Genomic DNA, 23,125 nt, shown 5'->3' with positions numbered 1-23,125 from the left:
GCCACGGTCAGGGACTGGTCCGAGTCGTAGTAGGGCTGCGCGAACGACACGGTTTCGAGCCGTTTTTTCGTGATGGTGATGCTGGAGATGGCGACGTCGATGCGTCCCGACTGCACGGCGGCGAACAGGCCGTTGAACGGGGTGTTGACGATGTTGACCTTCTTGCCCAGGTTCTTGGCGATCTCGGTGACGAGTTCGATCTCGAAGCCGACATTGGCCCCGCTGGCGTCCTGGAATTGCCAGGGGACGTTGCCGATGTTGGCCCCGACGTTGATCGTGTCCTGCGCCTGGGCGCCGGCACCAAGGAAGAGCGAGAGCAACACCAACCCACCAACTGCCGTCTTCGTTCGCTTCATGGTCAAGCCTCCGGGACACCTGCATTTCAGATCTGGAGCGCCGCTGCCTGCGGAGACGTTCCGCAGCCATAAAGGAAAGCCTTCACCCGAGAAGGTGAGGTGGATTTCTTTAATGAGTTACAGCTTAGGACGGTGTGAAGCCGCTGTCTAGGGTCCGTAAGTCTGGAGTGAAGCCACGACTCAGGTTCACCGTCACTTTTGATGATCGTCTCGGGGACTTGGCCTCCACTGTGGTGTGGAAAACGAGGGACCCTCTGCCCTCTTCCTGGCACAGAGGCCTGAATTTCGACTGGACGACGTACTGGGCGAAAAAAGAGCGGCAGTTGTGGCCACCAGCCTCCAACCGACTTCGGTGTGTCCGAAGTGCGGCACCTGCAGTGATCGAATCGCAGCCGCTGTCGCCGTCAATGGAGCGATCTCCGCGCCTGTGAGGGCGCCGTCACCCTGGACTTGTCCGTTTGCTGTTTCGTATGTCCGGAGCCGTCGTGCCGTCAGCAGCCCTTTTGCTAGCGATGTGTCGTTGGACTGTCCGGTTACGTTCGTCGGAGTCGGCAGGCGAACACAACCATTCAGCCTGTCTCGGTCGTGCTCGGTGCCGATGCGGGTGCCGCGCCGCTCACCCGGATGCAGGGTGTGGTCAGTGCGTCCACCGTGTTGCGTGCCGCACGGCTACCCCTGCCAGTCACGCGGCCCGTCTCTGAGGTCGTTGGTGTCGATGATTTCGCGTTCCGGCGTGGACAGCTGTATGGCACGGTCATCGTCCATCCCGGAACACGAACGCCAATCGACCTGCTGCTCACCCTGGCGGCCACGTCTCTCGTCAGGCTGAGGCTGGCAGATCCAGACACCGGTCACCACAACCACACGACAAGCCCCGCGGCGCCAGGGTCAGACGCCCAACTTCGGCGGGTCAGCAGCGCCCTTTCCAGCGGCTGCCGGCTTGGGTTCCCTCACCAGTAGCACCGGCACCCCGACCCGGCGCACGACGCCCTCGGCGACACTGCCCAGGAAGAAATGATCCAGTCCGCTGCGGCCGTGGGTGCCCATGACCACCAGCGAACACCGCTGCTCGGCGGCCACATCGGCGATGGCCTGGGCAATTCGCGGATCGCCGTCTTGCAGGCACAGCAGACGGACGTCGGGCAATCCCAGCGCGGTCCGGGCATCTTCCAGCAGACGCTGGCCTTCGGCATTGGCCCGGACACCGGTTTCCACATCGTTGACCGCGTAGGCAAATTCGCCGTAAATCACGGGCAGTGGAGGCACGACATACAGCAGCGTCACCGTGCTGCGGTGACACCGGGCCATCTCGGCGGCCACGGGAAGAGCAAGTGCACTGAGGGAGCTGCCATCGATCGGGACAAGGATATGTTCAAACATGGGGCTCTCCTTTTGACGAAGCAGACGGGGCAGTCGCTGCCGCGCGTGGCCCTCTCCTCCGGCCACCCCACCGGATGGGGTCCTGCTTGCGGCCTGGGCACCCTGAATCAGGGAAGGATGGAAGCCCGGGGTGACCCTCCTGACACCAGGCACACCACGCTGATCGGCAATCAGGACGGGTGGCGGTGTGAGAACAGGTTGACCCGTCCGAATTACCAGCGCATTACGGTCAGACACCTGAGCTGCGGCTGCCGTGCTGTAAGCAATGACAGCGAGCGTGTGCCCATCACCGCCACCTGTCATGTTAACCGGCATACAGGACACGCTTGCCCCATTGTGCCCCATTGTCCCGGCAGGGGCAGCGCCGTGAGCGGCCTGTGGTTCCGCAGATGCCGGCGGCGCCTGTCAGCGAAGATTTGCCCCATACCTGGCGGTGGCCCTGCCTGGACACACCCCCTCGCCACACGGCGGGGTCAACTATCCGCATGGTAAAAAGCCGGCGCCTCCAGTGTACCCCGGTCCTGCTGGGCCAGCGGCCTGAAGGCGCCGTTGCCGTGGTACGCAACCTCTCCCCTGCCCCGCACCGGCAGCCCCACGTCAGGGACTGGGCGCCCATTCATCCGGTTCCGGGTCACCTGCCGTCATCAAGCGGCCCGGCCCACCCAACCCAAAGGGCCGGGCCGGTGGGCGGGGTGCTTTAGCCCTGATCGAGAGGCCGGATCAGCAACTCGTTCACGTTCACGCGCTCCGGCTGGGTCACGGCGTAGATCACGGCGGCGGCGATGTCCTCTGATTGCAGCATCTCCATGTCCTTGATGCGGCCCTCGTACATGTCCTTGGTCTGGGTGTGGGTGATGTGATCGGTCAGTTCGGTGGCGACGACGCCGGGTTCGATGACGGTCACGCGAATCCGGTCCTGTTTGGCCTCCTGGCGCAGGCCCTCGCTGAAACCGCCCACTGCCCATTTGCTGGCGCTGTACCCGGCGCTCAGCGAACTGGCCCCGCGCCCCGACACCGAGGAGATGTTGACGATATGACCGCTCTTCTGCGGCTTCATGGTTTCCAGCGCGGCTTGCGAGAGGTGCATCAGCGCGGTGACGTTCAGGTCCATCATGCGCGTGAGGTCACTGGGATCGCCGCCCGCCACTGGGCCCAGCAGCATCACGCCCGCGTTGTTCACCACGATGTCCAGACGGCCCAGGGCGCCTACCGCCTGCCCTACCACGTCCGCCCCCTGGCCGGCCTGCGCCAGATCGGACACAATCACGGCCACCTTGCCGCCCATGCCCTTGATCCTGCCCGCCAGTTCGTCCAGACGGTCCCTGCGCCGCGCCACCAGCGCCACCGCTGCGCCGTGTTCGGCCAGCGCCAGGGCCGTCGCCTCGCCGATGCCGCTGCTTGCGCCGGTCACGAGGGCCACCTTGCCTGCGAGTGTTCCGTTCTGCTGGGTCATAGTGTCTGCTCCTTTTGAGCTGTGTTGCTGGCCACCAGGCCGTAGAGTTCGCCGTACTTGCCGCTGAGGTAGTCCAGATAGGGTTGCGGATCAAGACCGCGGCCCGTGACACGCTCCAGCAATTCGTGGGGCGTGTAGGTGCGGCCATGCTGGTAGATGTTGTCGGTCAGCCACTCGCGCAGAGACGCATACTCGCCGCGCAGCAGCGTGGCTTCCAACTCCGGCCTCTGCTGTGTGGCCGCCGCATAGAACTGTGAGGCCATGACGTTGCCGATGGTGTAGGTGGGAAACGAGCCGATCATGCCTGCAGACCAGTGGATGTCCTGCAACACACCGCGTGCGTCGTCTGGCACGTCCAGCCCCAGGTCTGATTTGATGCGGGCGTTCCAGGCTTCGGGCAGGTCCTTAACGGCCAGTTCACCGCCGATCAGGGCGCGTTCCAGCTCCACCCGCAGCATGATGTGCAGGTCATAGGTCAGTTCGTCGGCCTCCACCCGGATCAGGCTGGGGCGCACCGTGTTGACGGCGCGGTGGAAGGCGGCGGTGTCCACGTCGGCGAGCGCTTCGGGGAACGCCACCTGAAGCTGCGGAAAGTGCAGATCCCAGTACGCCCGCGAGCGCCCGATGCGGTTTTCCCACAGCCGCGACTGGCTCTCATGCGTGCCGTAACTGGCTCCGCCCACCGCGTACAGGCCCAGCAGATCGCTGGCCAGCACCGTGCGGCTCAGCTCCGGACGGACGCCCTGCTCGTACATGGCATGTCCAGTCTCGTGCAGTGTCCCGAACAGTGCACCCGACAGGAAGTTCTCCTGGATGCGGGTGGTGATCCGCACGTCCTGACGCGTGAAACTGATCTCGAAGGGATGCGCCGATTCGTCCAGCCGCCCGCGTGAGATGTCGTAGCCGAACTTCTGGGCCAGTGCCAGCGAGAGCCGCTTCTGCGCGGCCGCCGGATACCAGCGGTTCAGGAAATCGCTACGGGGCTGGGGCCGCTGCTGAATGGCCTGCAACAGCGGCACATGATGGGCACGCAACTGCGCGAACAGCGGCATCAGCGTGTCCACCGTCAGGCCCGGCTCGTACATGTTGAGCAGCGCGTCGTAGGGGTGGCCTTCATAACCCAGCGCCTCGGCCAGTTGCTGGTTCAGTTCCACCATGCGCGTGAGCTGCGGGGCGAACAGGCCGAAGTCGCTCTCCGCTCTGGCACGCGCCCACACCTCCTGCGCCTCGGATTTCAGCAGGGCCAGCTCACGCGTCAGTCCGGCAGGAATACGCTTCAGGGCCGAGATGGCGTCCAGGGCCTGCTGGGCGGCGCGGGTTTCCACGTCCTCGCCGCCCACCGCCTGGGCCGCCGCCTCATAGGCCGGATCAAGCAACTTTTCCTGGGCCAGCGCACTGACCGTCGCCATCTGCTGGGCGCGTGGGCCGCTGCCGCCGGCGGGCATCTGTGTCCGGGCGTCCCAGTTCAGGACATTCAGGACACACAACAGGTCATTGATTTCCGCCGAGCGGCGCTCGAATTCATTCATGGTTGCCTCTTTTCGGCCAGTGTCCACCAGAACTGCGCCCAGGCTTTCTGGCCCTCGTACAGCCGGGGGATACGGAAGAATTCGTTGGGGGCGTGAATGTCCTCATCGCCCACCGCAAAGCTGAAGAACACGGTGTCCAGGCCCAGCACGCTCTGGAAGGTTTCCAGCACGGGAATGCTGCCGCCCATGCCCACGTCCAGCGGGGCAACGCCGTACAGCCCGGCCAGCACGTCCCGCGCCACCACCGCGCCAGGGTGACCCTCGGGCAGGTGGTAGGCGCGTGCGCCGTGGTCACTGCCGTGAACTTCGAGCGTCACGCCGGGGGGAAGCTTGTCCTCCAGATGCTGGCGCAGCAACGCGGCGATGCGTCCCGGCTCCTGCCCAGGCACCAGTCGGCAGCTGATCTTGGCGTGCGCCTCGGCAGGCAGCACGGTCTTCGTGCCCTCGCCGGTGTAGCCGCCCCACATCCCGTTGACCTCCAGCGTGGGCCGGTGCCACTGCCGCTCCAGGGTGGAATACCCGGATTCGCCGTAGACGGCGGGCGCGCCGGTCTGGGTCAGGTACGCCTCATCGGTAAAGGGCAGCTGCCGGATGCCGTCACGTTGTGGTGACGTCAGCTCGGCAATGCCGTCGTAGAAGCCCGGCACGGTCACGCGGCCCGCCTCGTCATGCAGTCCAGCAATCAGCGTCGCCAGCGCGTGCAGCGGGTTGTGGACGCTGCCGCCATGTCGACCGGAATGTAGATCCTTGCCGGGGCCACGCACGGTCAGTTCCAGCGCCGCCAGCCCCCGCGCGCCCACCGTCAGCGAGGGCGTCTCGGCGCTCCACATGCCGCCGTCGGCACTCAGAACGAAGTCGGCCTTCAAACGCCCGACGTTCTGCGCGACGAGATCATTGAGATGTTTGCTGCCGACCTCCTCCTCGCCCTCAAACAGGAATTTGAGGTTAAGGGGCAACTGACCGTGCGTGGACAGGTACGCGTCCACGACCTGCACCGTCAGCAGCAGCGGCCCCTTGTCGTCGCTGACCCCGCGTCCGTAGAGGCGCTCCCCCTTGACCGTGGGCGTGAACGGCGGCGTGTCCCATTTCTCCAGCGGATCGGGGGGCTGAACGTCGTAATGACCGTAGACCAGCAGGGTGGGCGCGTCCTCGCCCGCCTCCAGATATTCAGCGTAAACGGCAGGGTGTCCAGCCGTGGGCCACCGTTCCACCGTCTGGAGTCCGGCCCGTTTCAGGCGCTCCGAGAGCCACGCTGCCGCCCGCTCCATATCCGGCTTGTGGGCCGGCTGCGCGCTGACGCTGGGAATACTGGCGAACTCGATCAACTCGGAGAGAGAGACTTCGGTGCGGTTGCCCAGCGCATTGAGCACATTCTCCAGGTGGCTCATTTGCCACCGTCCACACTCAAGACCTGCCCGGTGATCCAGCCTGCCGCCTCTGAGGCGAAGAACAGCACGGCGTTGGCAATGTCTTCCGGCGTTCCGAGTCGCTTCAGCGCGATCCCGTCCAGCAGTTTGCGCTGGCCCTCCTCGCCGTAGCTGGCCCACTGGCGTTCGGTGGTGGGATTGCTGCGGACAAAACCGGGCGCCACGTTGTTGACGGTGATGCCCCACGCGCCCAGTTCATGGGCCAGTTGGCGCGTCAGACCGATCTGGGCGGCCTTGGCAGCCGCGTAGGCCTGAATCCCGGTCAGGCTGATGCCCAGGCCCGCACCGCTGGAGATGTTGATGATCCGGCCCGACTTCTGGGCTTTCATGCGCGGCGCCGCCGCCTGCGCGAAGAAAAAGGCCCCGTCCACGTTGACGGCGAAGATGGCCTGCCAGTCGGCGGGACTGATTTCCTCAATCGGGCGGCCCACCTGGCCGCGCACGCCGCCCGCGTTGTTCACCAGCACGTCGATCCGGCCCGAGTGCGCGGCGACCTCGGCCACGAACGCCGACACAGCCACGTTGTCGCCCACGTCCACCGCGCGGGTGTGAATCACCAGGCCGTCGTGATACACCAGCCGGGCCGTCTCGCCCAGGCCGTCGGTGTTGACGTCGCAGGCCCAGACGTCTGCCCCCTCCCACGCGAACGCGTGGGCGATGGTGCGTCCGAAGCCGTGCGCCGCGCCCGTGACAATGACAGTCTGGCCTGCAAATCGCTCGCGGGCCGTCATAGTTGGCCCTGAAGCAGGCCGCGCAATTCAGCCAGATTGTCACGGCTCAGTTCGCGCGTGCCCGCCTCAATCTCATGAATCTGCCCAATCAACCGGGCGGTCAACGGGGTGGGCACGCCGTGCTGCTGACCGAAATGCGCCACCCAGCCCAGTTGTGCGTCCACCTCGGTGGAGCGTTTTCTGACGGCCAGATCGCGCCAGATGCCGCTGTGCGTCTTGGCGCTGCGTCGGTTGAAGGCCACCATCTCGTCCAGACTCTGCGCGGCTGCCGCGTCACCCGCGTCCGGCAGAAAGGCCGCCGGGTCAAAGCCGTTAAAGGCCTCGGGCGTGACCCCGTGCGCCAGAGCCACCCGCATGACCTCGCGGCCCAGTTCGGTGTACATCGCGCGGTCCTCGCCTCTGTCAAGCGCGTCGGCAATGCTGTCGTTGGTGACGGCGGTGGCGAACAGCAATGCGCCGTAGGCCAGCTTGCTCCACAGGTAACCGAACACGTTGTCACTGAGGATGGCATCCGGTTCAAAGTGCTGCAGGACGCCGTGAAGCTGCTTGACTCGCTCCGTCAACTGCCCGTCCTGCTCACCGATCACCACCACGCCGCGCCCGCCGTACTGCACCACGCCAGGTTCCAGGTAATCCGCGCCGAAGTTGACGAAGCTCCCCAACACGCGCCCTGCCGGGATGTGTTCGTTGATGATCAGTGGGTTGAGGCCGTTCTGGATGGACACCACCGCGCCGTCGGGGCCGAGATGGGGGGCCAGGGCCTGCGCGGCCTGCGCCGTGTGCTGGGCCTTGGTGCACAGCAAAATGGTGTCCCACTGGCCTGTCAATTGCTCCGGGGTAAAGGCGGGGGCGGCCACCTGGAGGTCTCCAAACGGCCCGGTGATGCTCAGCCCGCGCTCCTTGATGGCCTGCACGTGATCGGCGGCCACGTCCACGAAGGTCACGTCATAACCGTCCCGCACCAGATACGCGCCTACCGTGCCGCCGATGGCGCCGGCCCCCCACACCAGAATGCGCCGCGGATCGGGGCCGTTCACCTGGCCCACCCGCCGTCCAGCAGGGCGCGGGTCTCGGCCACCGCCACCTCCCAGATCGCGTGCATGTCCGCGTCCGGCCGCTGGAACCGGCCGCCGAAATTGCCCTCGCCCAGATACTCGCGCAGGGCTTTCGGGTGCAGCAGCCGCATGTAATTCAGATCAATCGCAGCCTTTTCCGTATCGGGCAATTCCACGCCGTCCAGCCGGGTCCAGGGAAAGTTCTCCATCCAGGAGGCGTGGCTGGCGTTGCTGTCGGTGGCCTGCACCTTCGCCCAGACCCCCGGCGCGTTCCACCAGTTGTGAAACTTGACCTGCGTGCCGGGGTGATCGGCCATCCACTCGGCCGCAAACCCCTGCGCCGGGGTGTTGCCGCCGTGCCCGTTCACCATCAGGATGCGCCGGAAGCCCTGCTCGTGCAGGCCGTCAAGCAGGTCGCGCACCACCGCGAGGTACGTCTGCACCCGCAGCCCCGGACTGCCCGGATATGCCCGGAAGTAGGGCGTGACCCCGTAGGGCACCACCGGAAACACCGGGACGCCGGAGTCGCCCACTGCGTCCTGGGCCAGCTTCCAGGGCAGGATGTTGTCCACGCACAGGCTCAGGTAAGCGTGCTGCTCGGTGCTGCCCAGGGGCAGGACGCAGCGGTCATCGGTCTTGAGGTAGGCTTCCACCTGCATCCAGTTCATCTGTTCAATCGCGGTCATGTCGGCTCCTTGGTGGGCTTGCGCGGGGGTGTGGTCCGGGCCTGGGGGGGCTGTCCGGCTGACTGCGCGGCGTGGTGGGCCGCTCGCTGCGCGTTCACCGCCGGCAGCACCAGCGCCTCCACGTCGCGCGGGTCGACGATGTGGCGGTACTCCAGGGCGGTCTTGTGGGGCAACAGGGTGCCGATGGCCTCGGAGCCGGTGGCATAGATCGCCACGTCGCACGCGTCGAGCAGGTCCGGCAGGTTGGGGGCCTGCAGGTGGGTGGCCTGAATCACGGACACATGCGGCGCAAAGCGTTTGACGCCGCTCAGGAAGGTGGGCAAGAATTCCTCGAAGGTGGCCACGATGGTCAGCCGGACCCTGGGGTCCAGGGCCGCCAGCGCCGCGCGGGTGCGCTGCGAGGGGATGAAACCCACCGGAATGACGTCCCGCCCCGGCAGCAGCGCGCGCGTTTCATTCAGGCGGTGGGCCAGTGCCAGCACCACATCGGCGCAGCGGGCCACCTCCACCGAGCGCCCCGAGCGCAGATCGCCGAGCGTGACCGCCTGCACTCGGTCGCCGGCCGGCAGCGCCGCCTGGACGTCCGCCGCGTAGCTGCGGGTGGCGTCGGCGAACAGGCCCACCAGCAACACGCCCACGCCGGTCTGGGACGGCCGGGCGCCGCGCACGATCAGGGCGTTCATGGCCTCGCCGATCTGGCGCAGGCTGTAGCCCTCGCCCTCGGCCTGGGCCAGAGCGTCGGACAGCAGCCGGGTCAGCCGCGCCGGATCAGGGCCGCTGGCGGGCTGCGGCACGTCGGCCACAAAGGTGCCGCGCCCGCGCGAGGTCACGATCAGGCCCAGGCCCAGCAGCTCCTTGTAGACGCCCGCCACCGTCATGTGCGCCACGCCCAGCTCCTGCGACAGCTCGCGCACGCTGGGCAGCCGCGCGCCGCGTGGAATGTCGCCGCAGGCGATGCCGTATTCCAGCTGCCCGCGCAGCTGCGCCCCCACCGGCACCCCCAGACTGCGGTCAATGCCCAGCGGCCAGGCAAAGGGATCAGTGTCGGGCACAGGTGAGGTCACGGCCGGTTTCATGGCGTCACCATAGGCGGAGCCGCATGGACCGGAGCGGCGGAATCATACAGGTGGCAGGCCACCTCCGGCCCATCCTCCAGCTTGAGCAGCGCGGGCCGCTCCGTGGCGCAGCGGTCAAAGGCGTGCGGGCAGCGCGTCCGGAAGGCGCAGCCGCTGGGCACGTTCAGCGGGCTGGGCAGCTCGCCGGTGATGGCCGGGGCCGCCGTGCGGCGGCTGGGATCCAGGGTGGGCGCGGCAGCCAGCAGCGCCTGGGTGTAGGGATGGCGCGGGGCTGAGAAGATCTGCGCCGTGTCCGAGACCTCCACCACCCGGCCCAGGTACATCACCGCCACCCGGTGAGAGATGTGACGCACCAGCCGCAGGTCATGGGCCACGAACAGCACCGTCAGGTCCAGACGCTCCTGCAGCTCCAGCAGCAGGTTGACCACCTGCGCCTGAACCGAGACGTCCAGCGCCGAGACGAGTTCGTCGGCGATCAGGCATTCCGGCTCCAGCGCCAGCGCCCGCGCGATGCCGATGCGCTGGCGCTGACCGCCGGAGAACTCGTGCGGCAGACGTCCGGCGGCCTCAGGCGGCAGGCCCACCAGCTGCAGCAGTTCACGGACGCGGGCGGGCTGCTCGGCCGGGGGACGCATCTTGTGAACACTCAGCGCCTCGCGCAGCACGGTCTCCACGGTCATGCGCGGGTTGAGGCTGGAGTACGGGTCCTGAAAGATCATCTGGACCCTACGGTTGTACTGCCGCAGCTCGGCGCCGTGCAGCGCCAGCACGTCGAGTTCGCCGTAGCGGACGCGGCCCCGGTCAGCGTCGTACAGCCGCACCAGCGTGCGCGCCAGCGTGGATTTGCCGCAGCCGCTCTCGCCCACGATGCCCAGCGTCTCGCCGCGCCGCACCGTCAGTTCCACGTCGGTCAGGGCCTGTACCGCGCGCCTGGGCTGGCCACGCCAGCGGGACAGCAGGCTCTGCGCCACCGGAAACGTCTTGGTGAGGCCGTGAATTTCCATCAGGGGGCTGTCGGTCAGGGGCGGCGCGGACGGGGAGGGTGAACTGGTCATACGCCGACTTCCTCAAGGCTGGCCTTCAGATCAGGCAACTGGTCGTAATGAACACAGGCGCTGAACCGGCCCGGCGCGACTTCCAGCAGCGGCGGCTCAGTTCCACGGCACTCGTCGGTCACATATTCGCAGCGCGGCGCAAACGGGCAGCCGGGCGGCAGCGACCTCAGGTCCGGCGGACCGCCGGGAATCGGCTGCAGCGGGCGGCGGTGCTCTCCGGCCCCCGGCAGGCTCCGCAGCAGCCCCAGCGTGTAGGCGTGCCTGGGCGCGTGGAACAGGTCCGTCACGCCCGCCGTTTCCACCAGCCGTCCGCCGTACATCACGGCCACCCGGTCACAGGTCTGGGCCACCACGCCCAGATCGTGCGTGACCAGAATGACGCCCATGTGCAGCTCCTCACGCAGCCGCAGCAGCAGCCGCAGAATCTGGTCCTGAATGGTGACGTCCAGGGCGGTGGTCGGCTCGTCGGCCAGCAGCAGTTGCGGCTCGGAGGCCAGCGCGATGGCGATCATGGCCCGCTGGCGCATGCCGCCGGAGAACTGGTGCGGGTAATCGGACAGGCGGGCGCGCGGGCTGGGAATCCCGGTCAGGTCCAGCAGTTCGGCGGCTCTGTCCTGCGCCGCCTTGCCCCGCAGACCCTTGTGTTCTCGAAGGTTTTCGCCGATCTGCTCGCCCACGGTCAACACCGGGTTCAGGGCGGACATCGGCTCCTGAAAGATCATGCTGATCTGCCCGCCGCGCACGTCACGCAGCCGGGCCTCGGACAGGTCCAGCAGGTTCTGGCCACCGAACGCCACCGAGCCGGTCATCTCGATCGGCGGGCGGTGCAGGCGGATCAACGAGCGCAGGGTCACGCTCTTGCCGCTGCCGGACTCGCCCACCAGGCCCAGCACCTCCCCGGGCATCAGGTCAAAGTTCACGCCCCGGACGGCGTGCAACATCCCGCCGGGCGTGGGAATGCGGACATTCAGGTCACGGACACTCAGTAGTGGCGTCATGCGCGGGGCCTCAGGGCGTCGGCCAGCCCGTCGCCGATCAGGCTGAAGGTCACGCCCGCCAGCGTCAGGGCCAGGCCCGGAAAGGTGCTGATCCACCACGCGGTGGCCATGAAATTCTTGCCGTCGGCCACCATCACGCCCCATTCGGCCGTTGGCGGCTGTGCGCCCAGCCCCAGGTAGCCTAGCGACGCGCCCAGCAGGATGCCCAGGCTCATGTCGGTCATCAGGTACACGATGGCGGGCGTCACGGCGTTGGGCAACAGGTGGCGCAGCAGAATGCGGCTGGGGCTGTAGCCCAGCACCCGGCCGGCCTGTGCGTACTCAGCCTTTTTCTGGTTCATCACCTCGCCGCGTGTCAGCCGCCAGTAGCTGACCCAGCCCACCGCGCTGACCGCGATGTACATGTTGGTGAGGCCCGGCCCCAGCACCGCCACGATGGCGATGACCAGCACCAGAAAGGGGAAGACCACCACCAGATCGGCAATGCGGCCCACCACGGCGTCGCTCCAGCGGCCCAGGTAACCGGTCAGCGCGCCCAGCAGCGTGCCGAAGATGAAGGGGAAGAGGGTGGTGAACACGGCAATCTGAAGGTCGATGCGGGTGGCGTAGATCACGCGGCTCAGCACGTCGCGCCCGAAGTTGTCGGTGCCGAAGGGATGTTTGGCGCTGGGCCCTTTCAGCAAGGCCTCGTAGTCGAAGTCGGTGGGGCTGAAGGGGGCCAGCGCCCGCGGAAACAGGGCCGCCACGAGCAGCAGCAGCAGCAGCGCCAGTCCGATCAGCAGCGTGGGCTTGGGCCAGCGGCGGCGCGGGCGGGCGGCCACCTCCAGCGCGGGGGAATGCATGGTGGTCATGGGCAGCTCCTCATGACAGCTCCGCGCGAGGGTCAAGGCGGGCATGGATCAGATCGGTGATCAGAAAGACCAGCGACACGATCAGGGCGAAGGTCAGGGTCAGGCCCTGGATCACCGGGTAGTCGCGCCCGAAGATCGCGTCCACCATCAGGCGGCCGACGCCGGGAATGGCGAACACGGTCTCGGTGATCACGGCCCCGCCGATCAGCGCGCCGATGTTCAGGCCCAGCAGCGTGACGGTGGCGATCAATGCGTTGCGCAGCACGTGGCGGGTCATGATCACGCGGCTGCGCAGGCCCTTGGCACGCGCGAAGTCCACGTACTCGGCGGTCAGGACCTCGATGATGCTGTTCCTCAGGGTGCGGACCAGAATCGCCGCCAGATTCAACCCCAACGTCAGCGCGGGTAAAAAGAGGTGGTACAGGTGTTCGCCGAAGCCCTCACCGTAGCCGCCAATGGGAAACCAGCCCAGCCGGGCGCCCAGCAGGCTCAGCAGTTGCAGGGCCACGTAAAACACCGGGAGTGACAGTCCCACCTGAAAGACGGCGCGGATCACGGCGTCCACCCAGGTGTTGCGGCGAACAGCGGCCAGCACTGCCAGCGGCACGGCCATCAGCACGCCCAGCACGGCGGCGTAGGCGGTCAGGAACAGGGTGGTGGGCAGCCGCTCGCCGATCAACCGCAGCACCGGAATCTTGAGGCTGATGCTGTCGCCCAGGTCCCCTTGCAACAGGTTGCGGACAAACACCCCGAACTGGATGGGCAGCGGCCGGTCCAGGCCCAGTTCGCGGTTGGTGCGCTCCACGATCTCGGCGGTGGCCCGGTCGCCCAGAATGGCGCTGGCCGGATCGCCGGGCAGCAGACGCACCAGGAGAAAGACCACCAGCATCACGGCCAGGAAGGTGGGAATGATCTGCAGCAGGCGCCGGATCACGTAACTCGCGTGCATGGAACCTCCCGAGGGAAAGCAGGGAAAAGGGGCCGCCGGACATCAATGGACCGCCGCCCCGGATGGCGTCAGGGGCGGCGTGGAACGTCCATCACGTCAGTTTAGAAATTCAATTTATTTCTCGAGGTAAGCGCTGGCAAACAGGTTGTTCCCCAGCGGAATCTGGAAGAAGCCCTTGACCTTGTTCGACATCGCCACCGGGTACGGCGTTTCGTACAGGTAGACGATGGGCGCGGCCTTGAGGTAGATGCTCTGGATCTGCTGGTACTGGGCGGCGCGCTTGGCCACATTCAGCTCCTGCTGGCTCTGGGCAAACAGCCGGTCAACTTCGGCACTCTTGAAGCCGGTGTGGACCGACTCGATGTTGTCGAACAGCGTGTAGTAGCTGGTGATCTGGCTGGGATCGTTGATGTCGTTGGTCCAGGCCGCCGTCCGCATCTGGAAATCGTTGGCGCGGTAGCGGGCCGTCTTGGTGGCGGCGTCGAGCTGCTCGATCTTGAGCTTGACGCCGATGGCGCCCCACATCTGCTGCAGGGCCGTCAGCAGCGCCAGATCATCGGCGCTGCCGCTGGTGGCCAGCACGGTCAGTTCAAAGCCGTTCTTGTACTTGCTGGCCGCCATCAGCGACTTGGCCTTGGCCAGATCGTAGGGGAAGCCGGGCTGATTGGCGTCGAACAGCGGCGTGGTGGACGACATGTACGACTTCATCAGTTTGCCGTTGCCGTAGGTCACCACCTGAATCAGTGCGTCTTTGTTGGCCGCGTAGTTCAGTGCCTGGCGCACGTTGACGTCGCTCAGCGGATTCTCGGTGCCGTCGTTCAACTTGGGCCGGTTGTTCATCAGGATGCTGCTGACCTTGGTGGACGGAAACAGCGTCATGTTGATCCTGGAATCGGCCTTCAGTTCAGCCACGCGGCTCATCGGGATGAACTCCGCGATCTGCAGTTCCCCGGCCTGCAATTTCAGGATGCGGGTGTTGTCGTCGGGGATGATCTCGAAGCGCACACTGTCCAGGTAGGGCAGCGCCTTGCCGTCGTCGCCCTTCTTCCAGTAGTACGGGTTGCGCTTCATCACCATGTACGAGCCGCGTTTCCACTCGCTCAGGATGAAGGGGCCAGAGCCGATGGGCTTCTCGGCAAAGGCCTTGGCCTTCTCGGCGTCGTTCTTGCCGGGAGCGGCAGTAAACAGCTTCTGGGGCATAATCGCGGCATTGAAGGTGGCCAGCGCGGCGGGCAACGTGGGGTCCGGCCGCTTGAGGTTCAGCGTGACCTTGTTGCCGCTGACCGCAATGGAATTGATGCTGGCCAGCGAGCTGTTCCAGGCCCCGGCCTCGGGGTTGCGGGCGCGGTCCAGAGACCACTTCACGTCGCTGGCGCTCAGGGCGCTGCCGTCGGCGAATTTCAGGCCCGGACGCAGGGTCAGCACCATGCTCTTGCCGTCCTTACCGGTGGTGTAGCTGCTGGCCAGGCCCATCTGTACGCCCTTGCCGTCGTTGGTGGGCTGAAGCAGGGTGTCGTACAGGTTGGTTAGGATCCAGATGTCGAGGTTGGCGTCGTTGAGCACCGGGTCCAGGAACAGCGAGTCCGCGTAACGGCCGAACGTCAGCTGGCCCCCACGGGTGGCGGCAAAAGCCTGACCCACGGTCAGGGCAGCGGCGACGGCAAGGGAAATGCGGGACAGTCTCTTCGTATTCATAGGAAGACCTCCGGTGCTGGGTAAGAACACCCGTTGATGTGTTCTAAGAAGCTATAACACTTGGTGCGGAAATGGAAGGGGCACGGGGCTGCGGCGTGGACGGCCGGTGCGCAGCGCTGGGGGGGCAGCGGTGGGGGGGGCAGCGGTGGGGGGGGCAGCGCAGGTTCGGTCCCAGATCTGCCTGTTGACCCCGCCGACCTATGGTCGGCCGATGACCCCCGTCACCGGTCCGGTGATCCAGGCGGCCCGTGCCCAGTGGCCGGGGCACCGAACTTGATGTTGCTCAACCTGGCGGACCTGCACTCGGCCTAGGACCGCCTGCCACGGCTACTGACCCGCATCCGCGAGGTCAAAGCCCACCACCCTGACCGGGGTCATGACACTGGCCAACCAGAACCGCGCGACGCGCTTCGAGGACCGGACGGGCGATTTCGTGTACGCCAACGAAATCAGGCCGGAAGCCGGGCGAACCTACACGCTGGTGACGGTGGATTTCCTGACCCTGCCGCAGAACCAGGCGCGGTGCTTCGGACGGGACGGTGTTAACATTGAGCAGGTGGGGACGCTGACGTCCAGGGGTGTGCTGGCCGCGGCCCTACAGCGCTGAGGTGCCGCTGGCACACCGCATGGACGCTGTGGAGCGGACTGCACACGCAGCACTCTGCTGTGCTGTAACGAGCTGGCCAAGGCCCAGCGCCTGTCCTCCGGAGCGCTGGCCGCCGCAAGTTTCGGAACCCCTGGTCCCGCCCAGTCTCCACGCCCCGACAGGCGTCGGCCTGCCTCCACCGGATGACCGAACCTGTTCAACTGCTGCGCTGCCCTGGGCCCGTGTCGCCCGGGCTCCAGAGCCGCACTCAGACAGCCGGGTGCACTTGCCTTCCGCCGCTTGCGTTATGCTCCACCGATATGCTTCCCACTGAACTGGACTTCGGTTCTGCCTCCTGTGACGGCACCGCCGTTCCGCGCGGCAGCAGAAGCAGAGCCGCATGAGTGTCGTGCTGACACTGACCGTGATTCTGATTATGGTGGGCTTCAACGCCCTGTACGTGGCCGCCGAATTCGCCACGGTGGGCTCCCGCCGCTCGCGGGTGCAGGCCGCTGCCGAGGGCGGCAACCGCGCCGCCGCCGCCCTGATGGTTATCCTGAGTGACCCGAAACGGCTGGACACCTACGTGGCCGCGTGCCAGATCGGCATTACCCTCAGCAGTCTGGTGGCCGGGGCGTTCGGACAGGCCCGGCTCACACCGTTGCTGCTGCCGGTGCTGGGCAACGTGGGCGGGCCGGTGGCGGCCACCGTGATCGTTCTGGTGTTCATCACCGTCTTGCAGGTGGTGCTGGGCGAGCTACTGCCCAAAACAGTGGCGCTGCGCTATCCAGAACGCCTGGCGGTGGCCACGTTGCGGCCGCTGCAACTCAGCCTGCTGCTGTTCCGTCCGCTGATCGCCATATTCAACGGGGCGGCCTTTGCGGCGATGCGGGCCTGGGGCCTGAACACGGACCACTCTCACGCCCACGTTCACTCCCCGGAGGAACTCGAAGACCTGTACCGCCAGAGCGCGCGCGGCGGCCTGATCGACGCTGCCGAGCGCGACATGGTCTCGGGCGTGCTGGGCGTGGAGACCCGCGTGGCCCGCGAGATCATGACACCCCGCGTGCGCCTGATCAGCGTTCCGGCCGCACTGAGCGTGCGAGAAGCCCTGAACCGGCTGGCCGACACACCCTACACGCGCTTCCCAGTGACCGGCGAACGCCTGGACGACGTGGTGGGCATCGTGCACCTGCGGCCGCTGTTTCTGGCCGCCGAGACCCGCCCCGACGCCCCGGTGTCGGACGTGATGGTGCCGCCCCTAATCGTGGCCGAGGGCCTGAGCGTGCCGCGCCTGTGGCTGCGCCTGCGCGAGAAAGGACGCCACAGCGCCGTCGTGGTTGACGAGTACGGCAATGTGGCGGGCTTTCTGACGCTGGAAGACACGCTTGAAGAGATCTTCGGTGAGCTGCAAGACGAGTTTGATCAGGAAGACGATCCCGTGACCGTTCAGGGCAGGCAGGTCAGCGTGCGCGGCGACGTGCTGGTGGACACCCTGAATGGCCGCTTCGGACTGCACCTGCCCACCGACGAGGTCGACACCATCGGCGGGTTGTTGTGGCAGGGTCTGGGCCGCCTGCCGGTCGTGGGCGACCAGCTGACCTTCGGGACCACGGTCCTGCACGTCGAGACCATGTACCGCCGCACCGTGCAGCGGGTGAGCTTCACGGCGCCCCACAATGAGGATGAAGGCCAGCGGGAGGCAGACCGCTGATGCTGGCCTACCTGACGCCTGTCGTTATCATCGTGGTGCTGGTGCTGCTGAACGGGGTGTTCGTCGCTGCCGAGTTCGCGCTGGTGGCCTCCCGCCGCAGCCGCCTGCAGGCGATGGCCGAGCAGGGCAGCGCCGCGGCCAGAGGGCTGTATGACCTGACCGGACAGGTCACCGGCAAGGACCGCTACATCGCCGTGGCGCAGCTGGGCATCACGCTGGCCTCGGTGGGGCTGGGGATGTACGGCGAACCGGCCATCGCGGCGTGGCTCTACGGCCCCTTCGAGACCTGGGGGCTGTCCTACGCCGCGGCACACACGGCGGGTTTTGTCATTGCCCTGAGCCTGATCACGTTCATGCACGTGGTGTTCGGCGAGATGATTCCCAAGGCCCTGGCGCTGCAGACCCCGGAGGCGCTGAGCGTGCGGGTGCATCCGCTGATGCGGGTGTTCGGCGTGGTGTTCCGGCCCCTGATCTCCCTGCTGACGGCGCTGGCGCTGGGCCTGATGCGCCTGCTGCGAATCCGCGAACCCGGCGAGGGGGCGCTGCTGTACACCAGCAAGGAATTGAGCATCGTCACCGAGGAAAGCGCCGAGGGCGGGCAGCTTGGCGAACAGCAGCGCGACCTGATCCAGAACATCTTTGCCCTGGAAGAGCGGACCGCAGAGGAACTGATGACTCCCCGCCGCAGTCTGGAGATGCTGCCGCTGTCGGCCACTCCCGAGGAGGTGCTGGGCCGCCTGGCCGGGTCACCGCGCAGTCGTTACCCGGTTTTTGACGGCGATCTGGACAACGTGGTGGGCGTACTGCACATCAAGGACTTCATCCGGGCGCGGACGCAGGGCCGCCCACTGGCGCTGGCCGGGCTGATGCGCCCGCTGTCCAGCGTGGCGGCCAGTGCCCCCGCCGAGGACCTGATGATCCTGTTCAAGCACGGGCGCGGCCACGCAGCGCTGGTGGTGGATGAATTCGGCGGCCTGCTGGGGTTCGTGACCCTGGACGATCTGATTGAGGACGTGATGGATTCCGGCCCGGAGACGGAAGACGCCTGGACCGCCGTGGCCCCGGACGGCACCTTTCATCTGAACGGCGAGGTCACCCTCAGCGAACTGCGCGAGGACCACGGCCTGGAGTTGCACAGCAGCGAGGCCACCACCGTCGCGGGCCTGCTGCTCAATGCCCACGGCACCGTTCCGCCGCCCGGCACCGTCATTCACGTTCAGGGCTACGAACTCAGCGCCGAGGCCACCGAGGGTCTGAAGATCACCCGGGTTCACCTGCGCCGCCTGGCAGACACGCCGCAGGACGCAACCGGGCCGGGCGCCGACGCCCTGGGGCGCCCAGCCCACAGGGATTCCGAAAGCGGCGACCCCAAGGAGCAATAAATTCGTGCAGAGAGGCCAGCGCTGGCCTCTGATGCTCTGAAGGGCTTGCCGCGGGGCCTCTGCCGGCCCCACCTGCTCCCGCACGGTCGGGGAGCGCTACAGTCGTGCCCTATGACCCCTGAACCCGCGATTGACTCCGCAGACAGCCGCACAACAGCAGGGCCGGTGGACGGCCGCGTGGCCCTAGTCACCGGGGCGTCGGGTGGCATCGGACGGGCCACGGCCCACGCGCTTGCAGCGGCCGGCGCGCAGGTGGTTGTCGCCGACATTGAGGTGGGTGCGGGCGAAGACGCGGCCAGCGCCATCCGCGCCGAGGGAGGAACGGCCCGGTTCATCGCCTGCGATGTCTCGGAACCCGAACAGGTCCGCGCCCTCCTGGCGCAGACGGTGGCCGCCTTCGGTCATCTGGACATCCTGATCAACAATGCCGGCGTTTCGGGCGGCGCTCAGCGCCTGCACGAGATGGAGGTGGAGGCCTGGGACCGCGTGATTGCGGTGAATCTGCGCGGTCCCTTCCTGTGCGCCCGGTACGCTCTGCCCCACCTGATGGACCGCCGGGGCGTCATGGTCAACGTCGCTTCCACCTACGGCCTGATCGGCGCACCCCAGGCACCTGCGTACTGCGCGTCCAAAGGTGGGGTGGTCAACCTGACCCGGCAACTCGCCGTGGATTACGGCCCCAGCGGCGTCCGTGTAAACGCCGTGTGCCCGGGTTACGTCGACACCGACATGGGCGGCCAGCGGGGCCGGCTGCCGCCCCAACAGGCTGCGGCGGCGCTGGCCCGGCGAGAGGGCAATGCGGCCCGTCAGCCCCTGGGCCGGCAGGCCCACGTGGACGAGGTGGCCCGCGTGGTGGTGTTTCTGGCCTCCGACGCGAGTTCCTTCATGACGGGATCCATCGTCACCGTGGATGGGGGCTGCACCTCCACGTTCAACTACGCCCAGTAAACCGCACGCTTCACGCGGCGGTCCCTCCCGAGGAAAGTGCCGACGTCCGTTTCAGAATCCAGGGCGTTCGCCGTGCACGCACGACGGCGGGAACCATCTGCATGCAGGGTCAGGGCGGCGGCCGGGAACACAAGAGGCCGTTGACTCAGGTGAGGCGAGACCGCACCGTGCGGCGCCTGCGCCTCCCCGCCCATACGCCGGATTGTCCGCCGCCCACACTTCACGGACGAGGCCCCTTGCCTGAACGTGTCTTTCGGCGTTAGAACAGGGACTTCCGCCACGTCCAGCCCCGCACCGTCCTCTTTCTCCCCGCGCCGCTTTCCGGCCGCAGGCATCAGCACAGGAGTCTCCTTCATGACCTCACCTGACCTTTCTTCGCCCGTCCTGCGCTACCTGCGTCATCTGGTTGAAGTGACCGGCCCCAGCGGCTCTGAAGAGGACGTGGTAGCCCGCGTCGTGGAGGCGGCCCGTCCCCTGAGCGACTCGCTGCGGGTCGACGCCTTCGGCAACGTCATCGCCATCAAGAATGCTGGCCAGGACGGGGCACGCACCTGCCTGATCTCGGCCCACATGGACGAGATCGGGTTCCGGATCGCCCAGATCGAGCGCGACGGCTTTCTGCGCCTGGAAAAGGTGGGGGGGCTGGATGACCGTATTTTGCCCGCACAGCGCGTGTGGATTCGCACCGAGCGCGGACGAATCCTGGGGGTGATCGGCACCAAGAGTGCGCATCTGCTCACGGACGCCGACCGCAGCAGCGTGACCCCTGCCCACGCCCTGTACGTGGACATCGGGGCGTCCTCGGCGCAGCAGGCCGGGGCCATGGGCGTGGTGGTGGGTGATCCTGCCGGCTTTGTCGGCGAGCTGAGTGAGCTTGGAGCGGGCAGCGGCCGACTGACCGCCCACGCCCTGGACGACCGGGCCGGTTGCGCCGCGCTGCTGGCCCTGCTGGAGGGCTACGCCGCAGAGGCCCCACCGGTGAACGTGATCGCCGTGTTCTCGGTGCAGGAAGAGGTGGGCCTGCGTGGGGTAAGCGCCCTGGCCCGCACCATCCAGACCGATGTGGCCCTCGCGCTGGACATGACGGCGGGAGACGATACGCCGGAGACCGGAGCCGGACGGCTGCGCCTGGGGGCCGGGCCGACGGTCAAGGTGATGGACAACTCGCTGCTGGCCCACCCGGCGGTGCGCCGGGGTCTGCTGGCCGCCGCGCAGCGCAGCGACATCCCGGTGCAACACGAGCTGCTGCGCGGCATCGGCACCGACGCGGGGGCGCTGCAGTACGCCGGAAGCGGCGTTCCCACGGGGGCGGTCTCGGTGGTCAACCGCTACACCCACAGCGCCGTCGAGGTGCTTGATCAGCGCGACCTGGAACGCGCGGTGGCGTTGCTGCGCAGTTTTCTGGAAGACCTGCCCGCGCTTGACCTGCGCTTCATCGCGCTTTGAACAGCAGGGGGCCGCGGAGGGGCGGCCCGTCTCCGTTGCGGCGGATGTGACAGGCCCATCCATGGTGCGTGTACCGCCCAGCACGGCCTGACGGTGTAGCCGCATCACCATCGCCGATCAAGGGGCGAGGTGCGTGTGCAGCAGGCGGGACTGCTCCGGCTTGATGCGCGGGCCGCCATTGCCTCAGGCGTTGAAAGCGCGGGTGGAGTCGTCTGACGAATTCCGGCGGGTTGTGGCGTTGTCACACCCCGGAACCACCCCTATCTGGTGTGCCGGTTCACAACCGGTTGCAGGTTCGGGCAGGTGCTGTCCAGGACGGCGTCAAGACAAGGCGGTCTGGTGAAAACCCTGAGTTGACCTTTGTTTCAGATGCTTGCCTCCAAAATACCGTCGGGTATATGCTTTTTTCAGAGCCGAGCCCCTCTGCTCGGCGAAAAGTGAGGTGTGCCTATTGCCAAGCTCTGGCTCCTCCACCACTGCGGATGCGGGACATCCCACCGTCTCGCGCCCTCCATAACCTGGGGGAGTGGAGCGTCGTCACACGCATTCGGAACCGCCATTCAGGTGAGCTTCCGGACCCGTCGGATGCACTTTCGTTCTTGACCTTTCAAGGCACAAGGAGGACAGCATGGCTTATCCCCCAACACGACAGGTCGCCCCGCTGTGCGTCGTTGCCGTGACGGCGCTCCTGTCAGGCTGTAACCTGGTTTCTCCCCCGGTGGTCCATCAGGGCACCGTGCTGGCCCAGGGACTGAATGGTCCGCAGGGCGTCTACGTGACGGCAGACGGAACACTCTGGATCACCGACTCCGGAGTGGGTGGGTCCGGAACCTTCACCTCGCCCGGTGGGCCCGGCAGCACCGAACCGACGATCAACAGGTACGGCGAGACTGCCCGCCTCGTGAGGGTAAGCCCCAGCGGCGTCACCACCAATGTGGCCACGCTGACATCTGTGGTCGGTGCCGAGGGCGCTGAAGGGGCCAGCCGGGTGGTCGAGCTCAGCGGCACGCTGTATGTCACCACCGGGCACTGGGGGGCCGACTCCAGCATCGCGCGTCTGCCGAAAACTGCCTCTCTCCTGCGGCTCGACGGAACCACCACCACCGAAGTGGCCAATCTCTGGGCATATGAGCAGGGCAATGACCCGGACAAACAGGGCGCGGACTCGCATCCCTATGGACTCGCCGCCGGACCGGACGGCAAGCTCTGGGTCACCGATGCGGGCGGCAATGACCTGTTGCGGGTAGACCCGGCCACCGGCGCGGTCACGCTGGCCGCTGTCTTCGACAACCTTCCCAACGCAAATCCCGGTCCCGGAATCCCTCCGAGCTCCCAGGCGGTCCCGACGGGAATCGCGTTCCTGAACGACGGGGCGGCGTATGTGTCGCTGCTTCCCGGGTTTCCCTTCACCCCGGGTTCAAGCAAGGTGGTGCGGGTGGCCAGCGACGGGAGCAAGACCGACTACGCCACCGGCCTGAGCATGACCACGGACCTCAAGACCGGGCCAGACGGCAACCTGTATGCAGTTCAGCTCGGCCAGTTTGGAGAACAGGGCCCGACGCCGGGGACCGGCTCGGTGGTCCGCATCAAGGCGGGGGGCGTCAAGGAGACCGTGCTGGGCGGACTGGATACCCCCACGGGCTTGGCCTTCAACCAGAACGGAGACGCCTTCATCGCCGTCGGTGGGGCGGCGGCCCCCGGGACAGGCCAGGTGCGGCGCTGGGACCAGCTCACCAGGAAGACGGCCATCACGCCAGCGGCCCTCGCCCAGCCACAGTCCACCCGCGCTGAGCCGTGATGGTCCCAGC

20 protein-coding genes are annotated in these 23,125 nt (G+C 66.9%); 6 read left to right on the top strand and 14 right to left on the bottom strand.

Going from position 1 to position 23,125, the window contains the following annotated elements; all coding sequences use genetic code 11:
- From IEY31_RS13215 to IEY31_RS13150, 14 genes are all read right to left on the bottom strand, one after another.
- The coding region (locus IEY31_RS13215) for an ABC transporter substrate-binding protein (RefSeq protein ID WP_188972729.1) at window positions 1-356 on the bottom strand (356 nt) is incomplete at its 3' end.
- An 888-nt stretch (window positions 357-1,244) separates the two neighbouring features.
- Window positions 1,245-1,736 (bottom strand): universal stress protein, encoded by a 492-nt coding sequence (locus IEY31_RS13210; protein WP_188972728.1) that lies wholly within the window; start codon window positions 1,734-1,736, stop codon window positions 1,245-1,247.
- Between the two features lie 697 nt (window positions 1,737-2,433).
- Window positions 2,434-3,189, bottom strand: a complete 756-nt coding sequence (locus IEY31_RS13205; protein ID WP_188972726.1) for an SDR family NAD(P)-dependent oxidoreductase — start codon at window positions 3,187-3,189, stop codon at window positions 2,434-2,436.
- The gene (locus IEY31_RS13200; RefSeq protein WP_188972724.1) at window positions 3,186-4,718 is read right to left on the bottom strand and encodes a carboxypeptidase M32; all 1,533 of its coding nucleotides are present in this window, start codon (window positions 4,716-4,718) and stop codon (window positions 3,186-3,188) included. Before IEY31_RS13200 ends, IEY31_RS13205 begins: the two co-directional genes overlap by 4 nt.
- Window positions 4,715-6,106 (bottom strand): dipeptidase, encoded by a 1,392-nt coding sequence (locus IEY31_RS13195; RefSeq protein WP_188972722.1) that lies wholly within the window; start codon window positions 6,104-6,106, stop codon window positions 4,715-4,717. Before IEY31_RS13195 ends, IEY31_RS13200 begins: the two co-directional genes overlap by 4 nt.
- Entirely contained in the window at window positions 6,103-6,876 is a 774-nt protein-coding gene (locus IEY31_RS13190; protein WP_188972720.1) for an SDR family NAD(P)-dependent oxidoreductase, read from the bottom strand. Before IEY31_RS13190 ends, IEY31_RS13195 begins: the two co-directional genes overlap by 4 nt.
- Entirely contained in the window at window positions 6,873-7,913 is a 1,041-nt protein-coding gene (locus IEY31_RS13185; RefSeq protein ID WP_188972718.1) for a ketopantoate reductase family protein, read from the bottom strand. Before IEY31_RS13185 ends, IEY31_RS13190 begins: the two co-directional genes overlap by 4 nt.
- A complete protein-coding gene (locus IEY31_RS13180; protein ID WP_229723596.1) occupies window positions 7,910-8,617 on the bottom strand; it encodes a creatininase family protein in 708 nt (235 codons plus the stop codon). The genes IEY31_RS13185 and IEY31_RS13180 overlap by 4 nt, the downstream gene beginning before the upstream one ends.
- Window positions 8,614-9,693 carry a GntR family transcriptional regulator gene (locus IEY31_RS13175; RefSeq protein WP_229723594.1) on the bottom strand — a complete coding sequence of 360 codons (1,080 nt, stop codon included), beginning with the start codon at window positions 9,691-9,693 and terminating at the stop codon, window positions 8,614-8,616. The genes IEY31_RS13180 and IEY31_RS13175 overlap by 4 nt, the downstream gene beginning before the upstream one ends.
- Entirely contained in the window at window positions 9,690-10,748 is a 1,059-nt protein-coding gene (locus IEY31_RS13170) for an ABC transporter ATP-binding protein (RefSeq protein WP_229723593.1), read from the bottom strand. The genes IEY31_RS13175 and IEY31_RS13170 overlap by 4 nt, the downstream gene beginning before the upstream one ends.
- A complete protein-coding gene (locus IEY31_RS13165; RefSeq protein ID WP_188972716.1) occupies window positions 10,745-11,746 on the bottom strand; it encodes an ABC transporter ATP-binding protein in 1,002 nt (333 codons plus the stop codon). The genes IEY31_RS13170 and IEY31_RS13165 overlap by 4 nt, the downstream gene beginning before the upstream one ends.
- Window positions 11,743-12,597 carry an ABC transporter permease gene (locus tag IEY31_RS13160; RefSeq protein WP_229723592.1) on the bottom strand — a complete coding sequence of 285 codons (855 nt, stop codon included), beginning with the start codon at window positions 12,595-12,597 and terminating at the stop codon, window positions 11,743-11,745. The genes IEY31_RS13165 and IEY31_RS13160 overlap by 4 nt, the downstream gene beginning before the upstream one ends.
- 10 nt (window positions 12,598-12,607) lie before the next feature.
- Window positions 12,608-13,546: an ABC transporter permease gene (locus tag IEY31_RS13155; protein ID WP_188972714.1), complete on the bottom strand. Its 939-nt coding sequence runs from the start codon at window positions 13,544-13,546 to the stop codon at window positions 12,608-12,610.
- Between the two features lie 114 nt (window positions 13,547-13,660).
- The gene (locus tag IEY31_RS13150) at window positions 13,661-15,241 is read right to left on the bottom strand and encodes an ABC transporter substrate-binding protein (RefSeq protein ID WP_188972712.1); all 1,581 of its coding nucleotides are present in this window, start codon (window positions 15,239-15,241) and stop codon (window positions 13,661-13,663) included.
- 376 nt (window positions 15,242-15,617) lie between these two features.
- On the opposite strand from IEY31_RS13150, the gene IEY31_RS13145 reads away from it, so the two are divergent.
- The 6 genes from IEY31_RS13145 (at window position 15,618) to IEY31_RS13120 (ending at window position 23,115) form a co-directional block, all read left to right on the top strand.
- Window positions 15,618-15,848, top strand: a complete 231-nt coding sequence (locus tag IEY31_RS13145; RefSeq protein ID WP_188972709.1) for a hypothetical protein — start codon at window positions 15,618-15,620, stop codon at window positions 15,846-15,848.
- A gap of 379 nt (window positions 15,849-16,227) precedes the next feature.
- Window positions 16,228-17,541 carry a hemolysin family protein gene (locus IEY31_RS13140; RefSeq protein WP_188972707.1) on the top strand — a complete coding sequence of 438 codons (1,314 nt, stop codon included), beginning with the start codon at window positions 16,228-16,230 and terminating at the stop codon, window positions 17,539-17,541.
- Window positions 17,541-18,923: a hemolysin family protein gene (locus IEY31_RS13135; protein ID WP_188972705.1), complete on the top strand. Its 1,383-nt coding sequence runs from the start codon at window positions 17,541-17,543 to the stop codon at window positions 18,921-18,923. Before IEY31_RS13140 ends, IEY31_RS13135 begins: the two co-directional genes overlap by 1 nt.
- Before the next feature lie 111 nt (window positions 18,924-19,034).
- Window positions 19,035-19,871 carry an SDR family NAD(P)-dependent oxidoreductase gene (locus IEY31_RS13130; RefSeq protein WP_188972703.1) on the top strand — a complete coding sequence of 279 codons (837 nt, stop codon included), beginning with the start codon at window positions 19,035-19,037 and terminating at the stop codon, window positions 19,869-19,871.
- 354 nt (window positions 19,872-20,225) lie between these two features.
- Window positions 20,226-21,317, top strand: coding sequence for a M42 family metallopeptidase (locus tag IEY31_RS13125; RefSeq protein ID WP_188972701.1), 1,092 nt, complete (start codon window positions 20,226-20,228; stop codon window positions 21,315-21,317).
- Window positions 21,318-21,945: 628 nt separating this feature from the next.
- A complete protein-coding gene (locus IEY31_RS13120) occupies window positions 21,946-23,115 on the top strand; it encodes a ScyD/ScyE family protein (RefSeq protein WP_188972699.1) in 1,170 nt (389 codons plus the stop codon).
- Window positions 23,116-23,125 lie beyond the last annotated feature (10 nt).

This window comes from Deinococcus aerolatus (assembly GCF_014647055.1).
GTDB lineage: Bacteria > Deinococcota > Deinococci > Deinococcales > Deinococcaceae > Deinococcus > Deinococcus aerolatus.
This window is presented reverse-complemented; position numbering and strand designations above follow the sequence as displayed.

Coding starts and splice junctions, on each gene's coding strand:
- IEY31_RS13120 (WP_188972699.1), top strand. CDS start 21,946: ATGGCTTATCCCCCAACACGACAGGTCGCCCCGCTGTGCGTCGTTGCC.
- IEY31_RS13160 (WP_229723592.1), bottom strand. CDS start 12,597: ATGACCACCATGCATTCCCCCGCGCTGGAGGTGGCCGCCCGCCCGCGC.
- IEY31_RS13200 (WP_188972724.1), bottom strand. CDS start 4,718: ATGAATGAATTCGAGCGCCGCTCGGCGGAAATCAATGACCTGTTGTGT.
- IEY31_RS13175 (WP_229723594.1), bottom strand. CDS start 9,693: ATGAAACCGGCCGTGACCTCACCTGTGCCCGACACTGATCCCTTTGCC.
- IEY31_RS13205 (WP_188972726.1), bottom strand. CDS start 3,189: ATGACCCAGCAGAACGGAACACTCGCAGGCAAGGTGGCCCTCGTGACC.
- IEY31_RS13150 (WP_188972712.1), bottom strand. CDS start 15,241: ATGAATACGAAGAGACTGTCCCGCATTTCCCTTGCCGTCGCCGCTGCC.
- IEY31_RS13155 (WP_188972714.1), bottom strand. CDS start 13,546: ATGCACGCGAGTTACGTGATCCGGCGCCTGCTGCAGATCATTCCCACC.
- IEY31_RS13130 (WP_188972703.1), top strand. CDS start 19,035: ATGACCCCTGAACCCGCGATTGACTCCGCAGACAGCCGCACAACAGCA.
- IEY31_RS13180 (WP_229723596.1), bottom strand. CDS start 8,617: ATGACCGCGATTGAACAGATGAACTGGATGCAGGTGGAAGCCTACCTC.
- IEY31_RS13125 (WP_188972701.1), top strand. CDS start 20,226: ATGACCTCACCTGACCTTTCTTCGCCCGTCCTGCGCTACCTGCGTCAT.
- IEY31_RS13145 (WP_188972709.1), top strand. CDS start 15,618: ATGACACTGGCCAACCAGAACCGCGCGACGCGCTTCGAGGACCGGACG.
- IEY31_RS13195 (WP_188972722.1), bottom strand. CDS start 6,106: ATGAGCCACCTGGAGAATGTGCTCAATGCGCTGGGCAACCGCACCGAA.
- IEY31_RS13135 (WP_188972705.1), top strand. CDS start 17,541: ATGCTGGCCTACCTGACGCCTGTCGTTATCATCGTGGTGCTGGTGCTG.
- IEY31_RS13165 (WP_188972716.1), bottom strand. CDS start 11,746: ATGACGCCACTACTGAGTGTCCGTGACCTGAATGTCCGCATTCCCACG.
- IEY31_RS13210 (WP_188972728.1), bottom strand. CDS start 1,736: ATGTTTGAACATATCCTTGTCCCGATCGATGGCAGCTCCCTCAGTGCA.
- IEY31_RS13190 (WP_188972720.1), bottom strand. CDS start 6,876: ATGACGGCCCGCGAGCGATTTGCAGGCCAGACTGTCATTGTCACGGGC.
- IEY31_RS13170 (WP_229723593.1), bottom strand. CDS start 10,748: ATGACCAGTTCACCCTCCCCGTCCGCGCCGCCCCTGACCGACAGCCCC.
- IEY31_RS13140 (WP_188972707.1), top strand. CDS start 16,228: ATGAGTGTCGTGCTGACACTGACCGTGATTCTGATTATGGTGGGCTTC.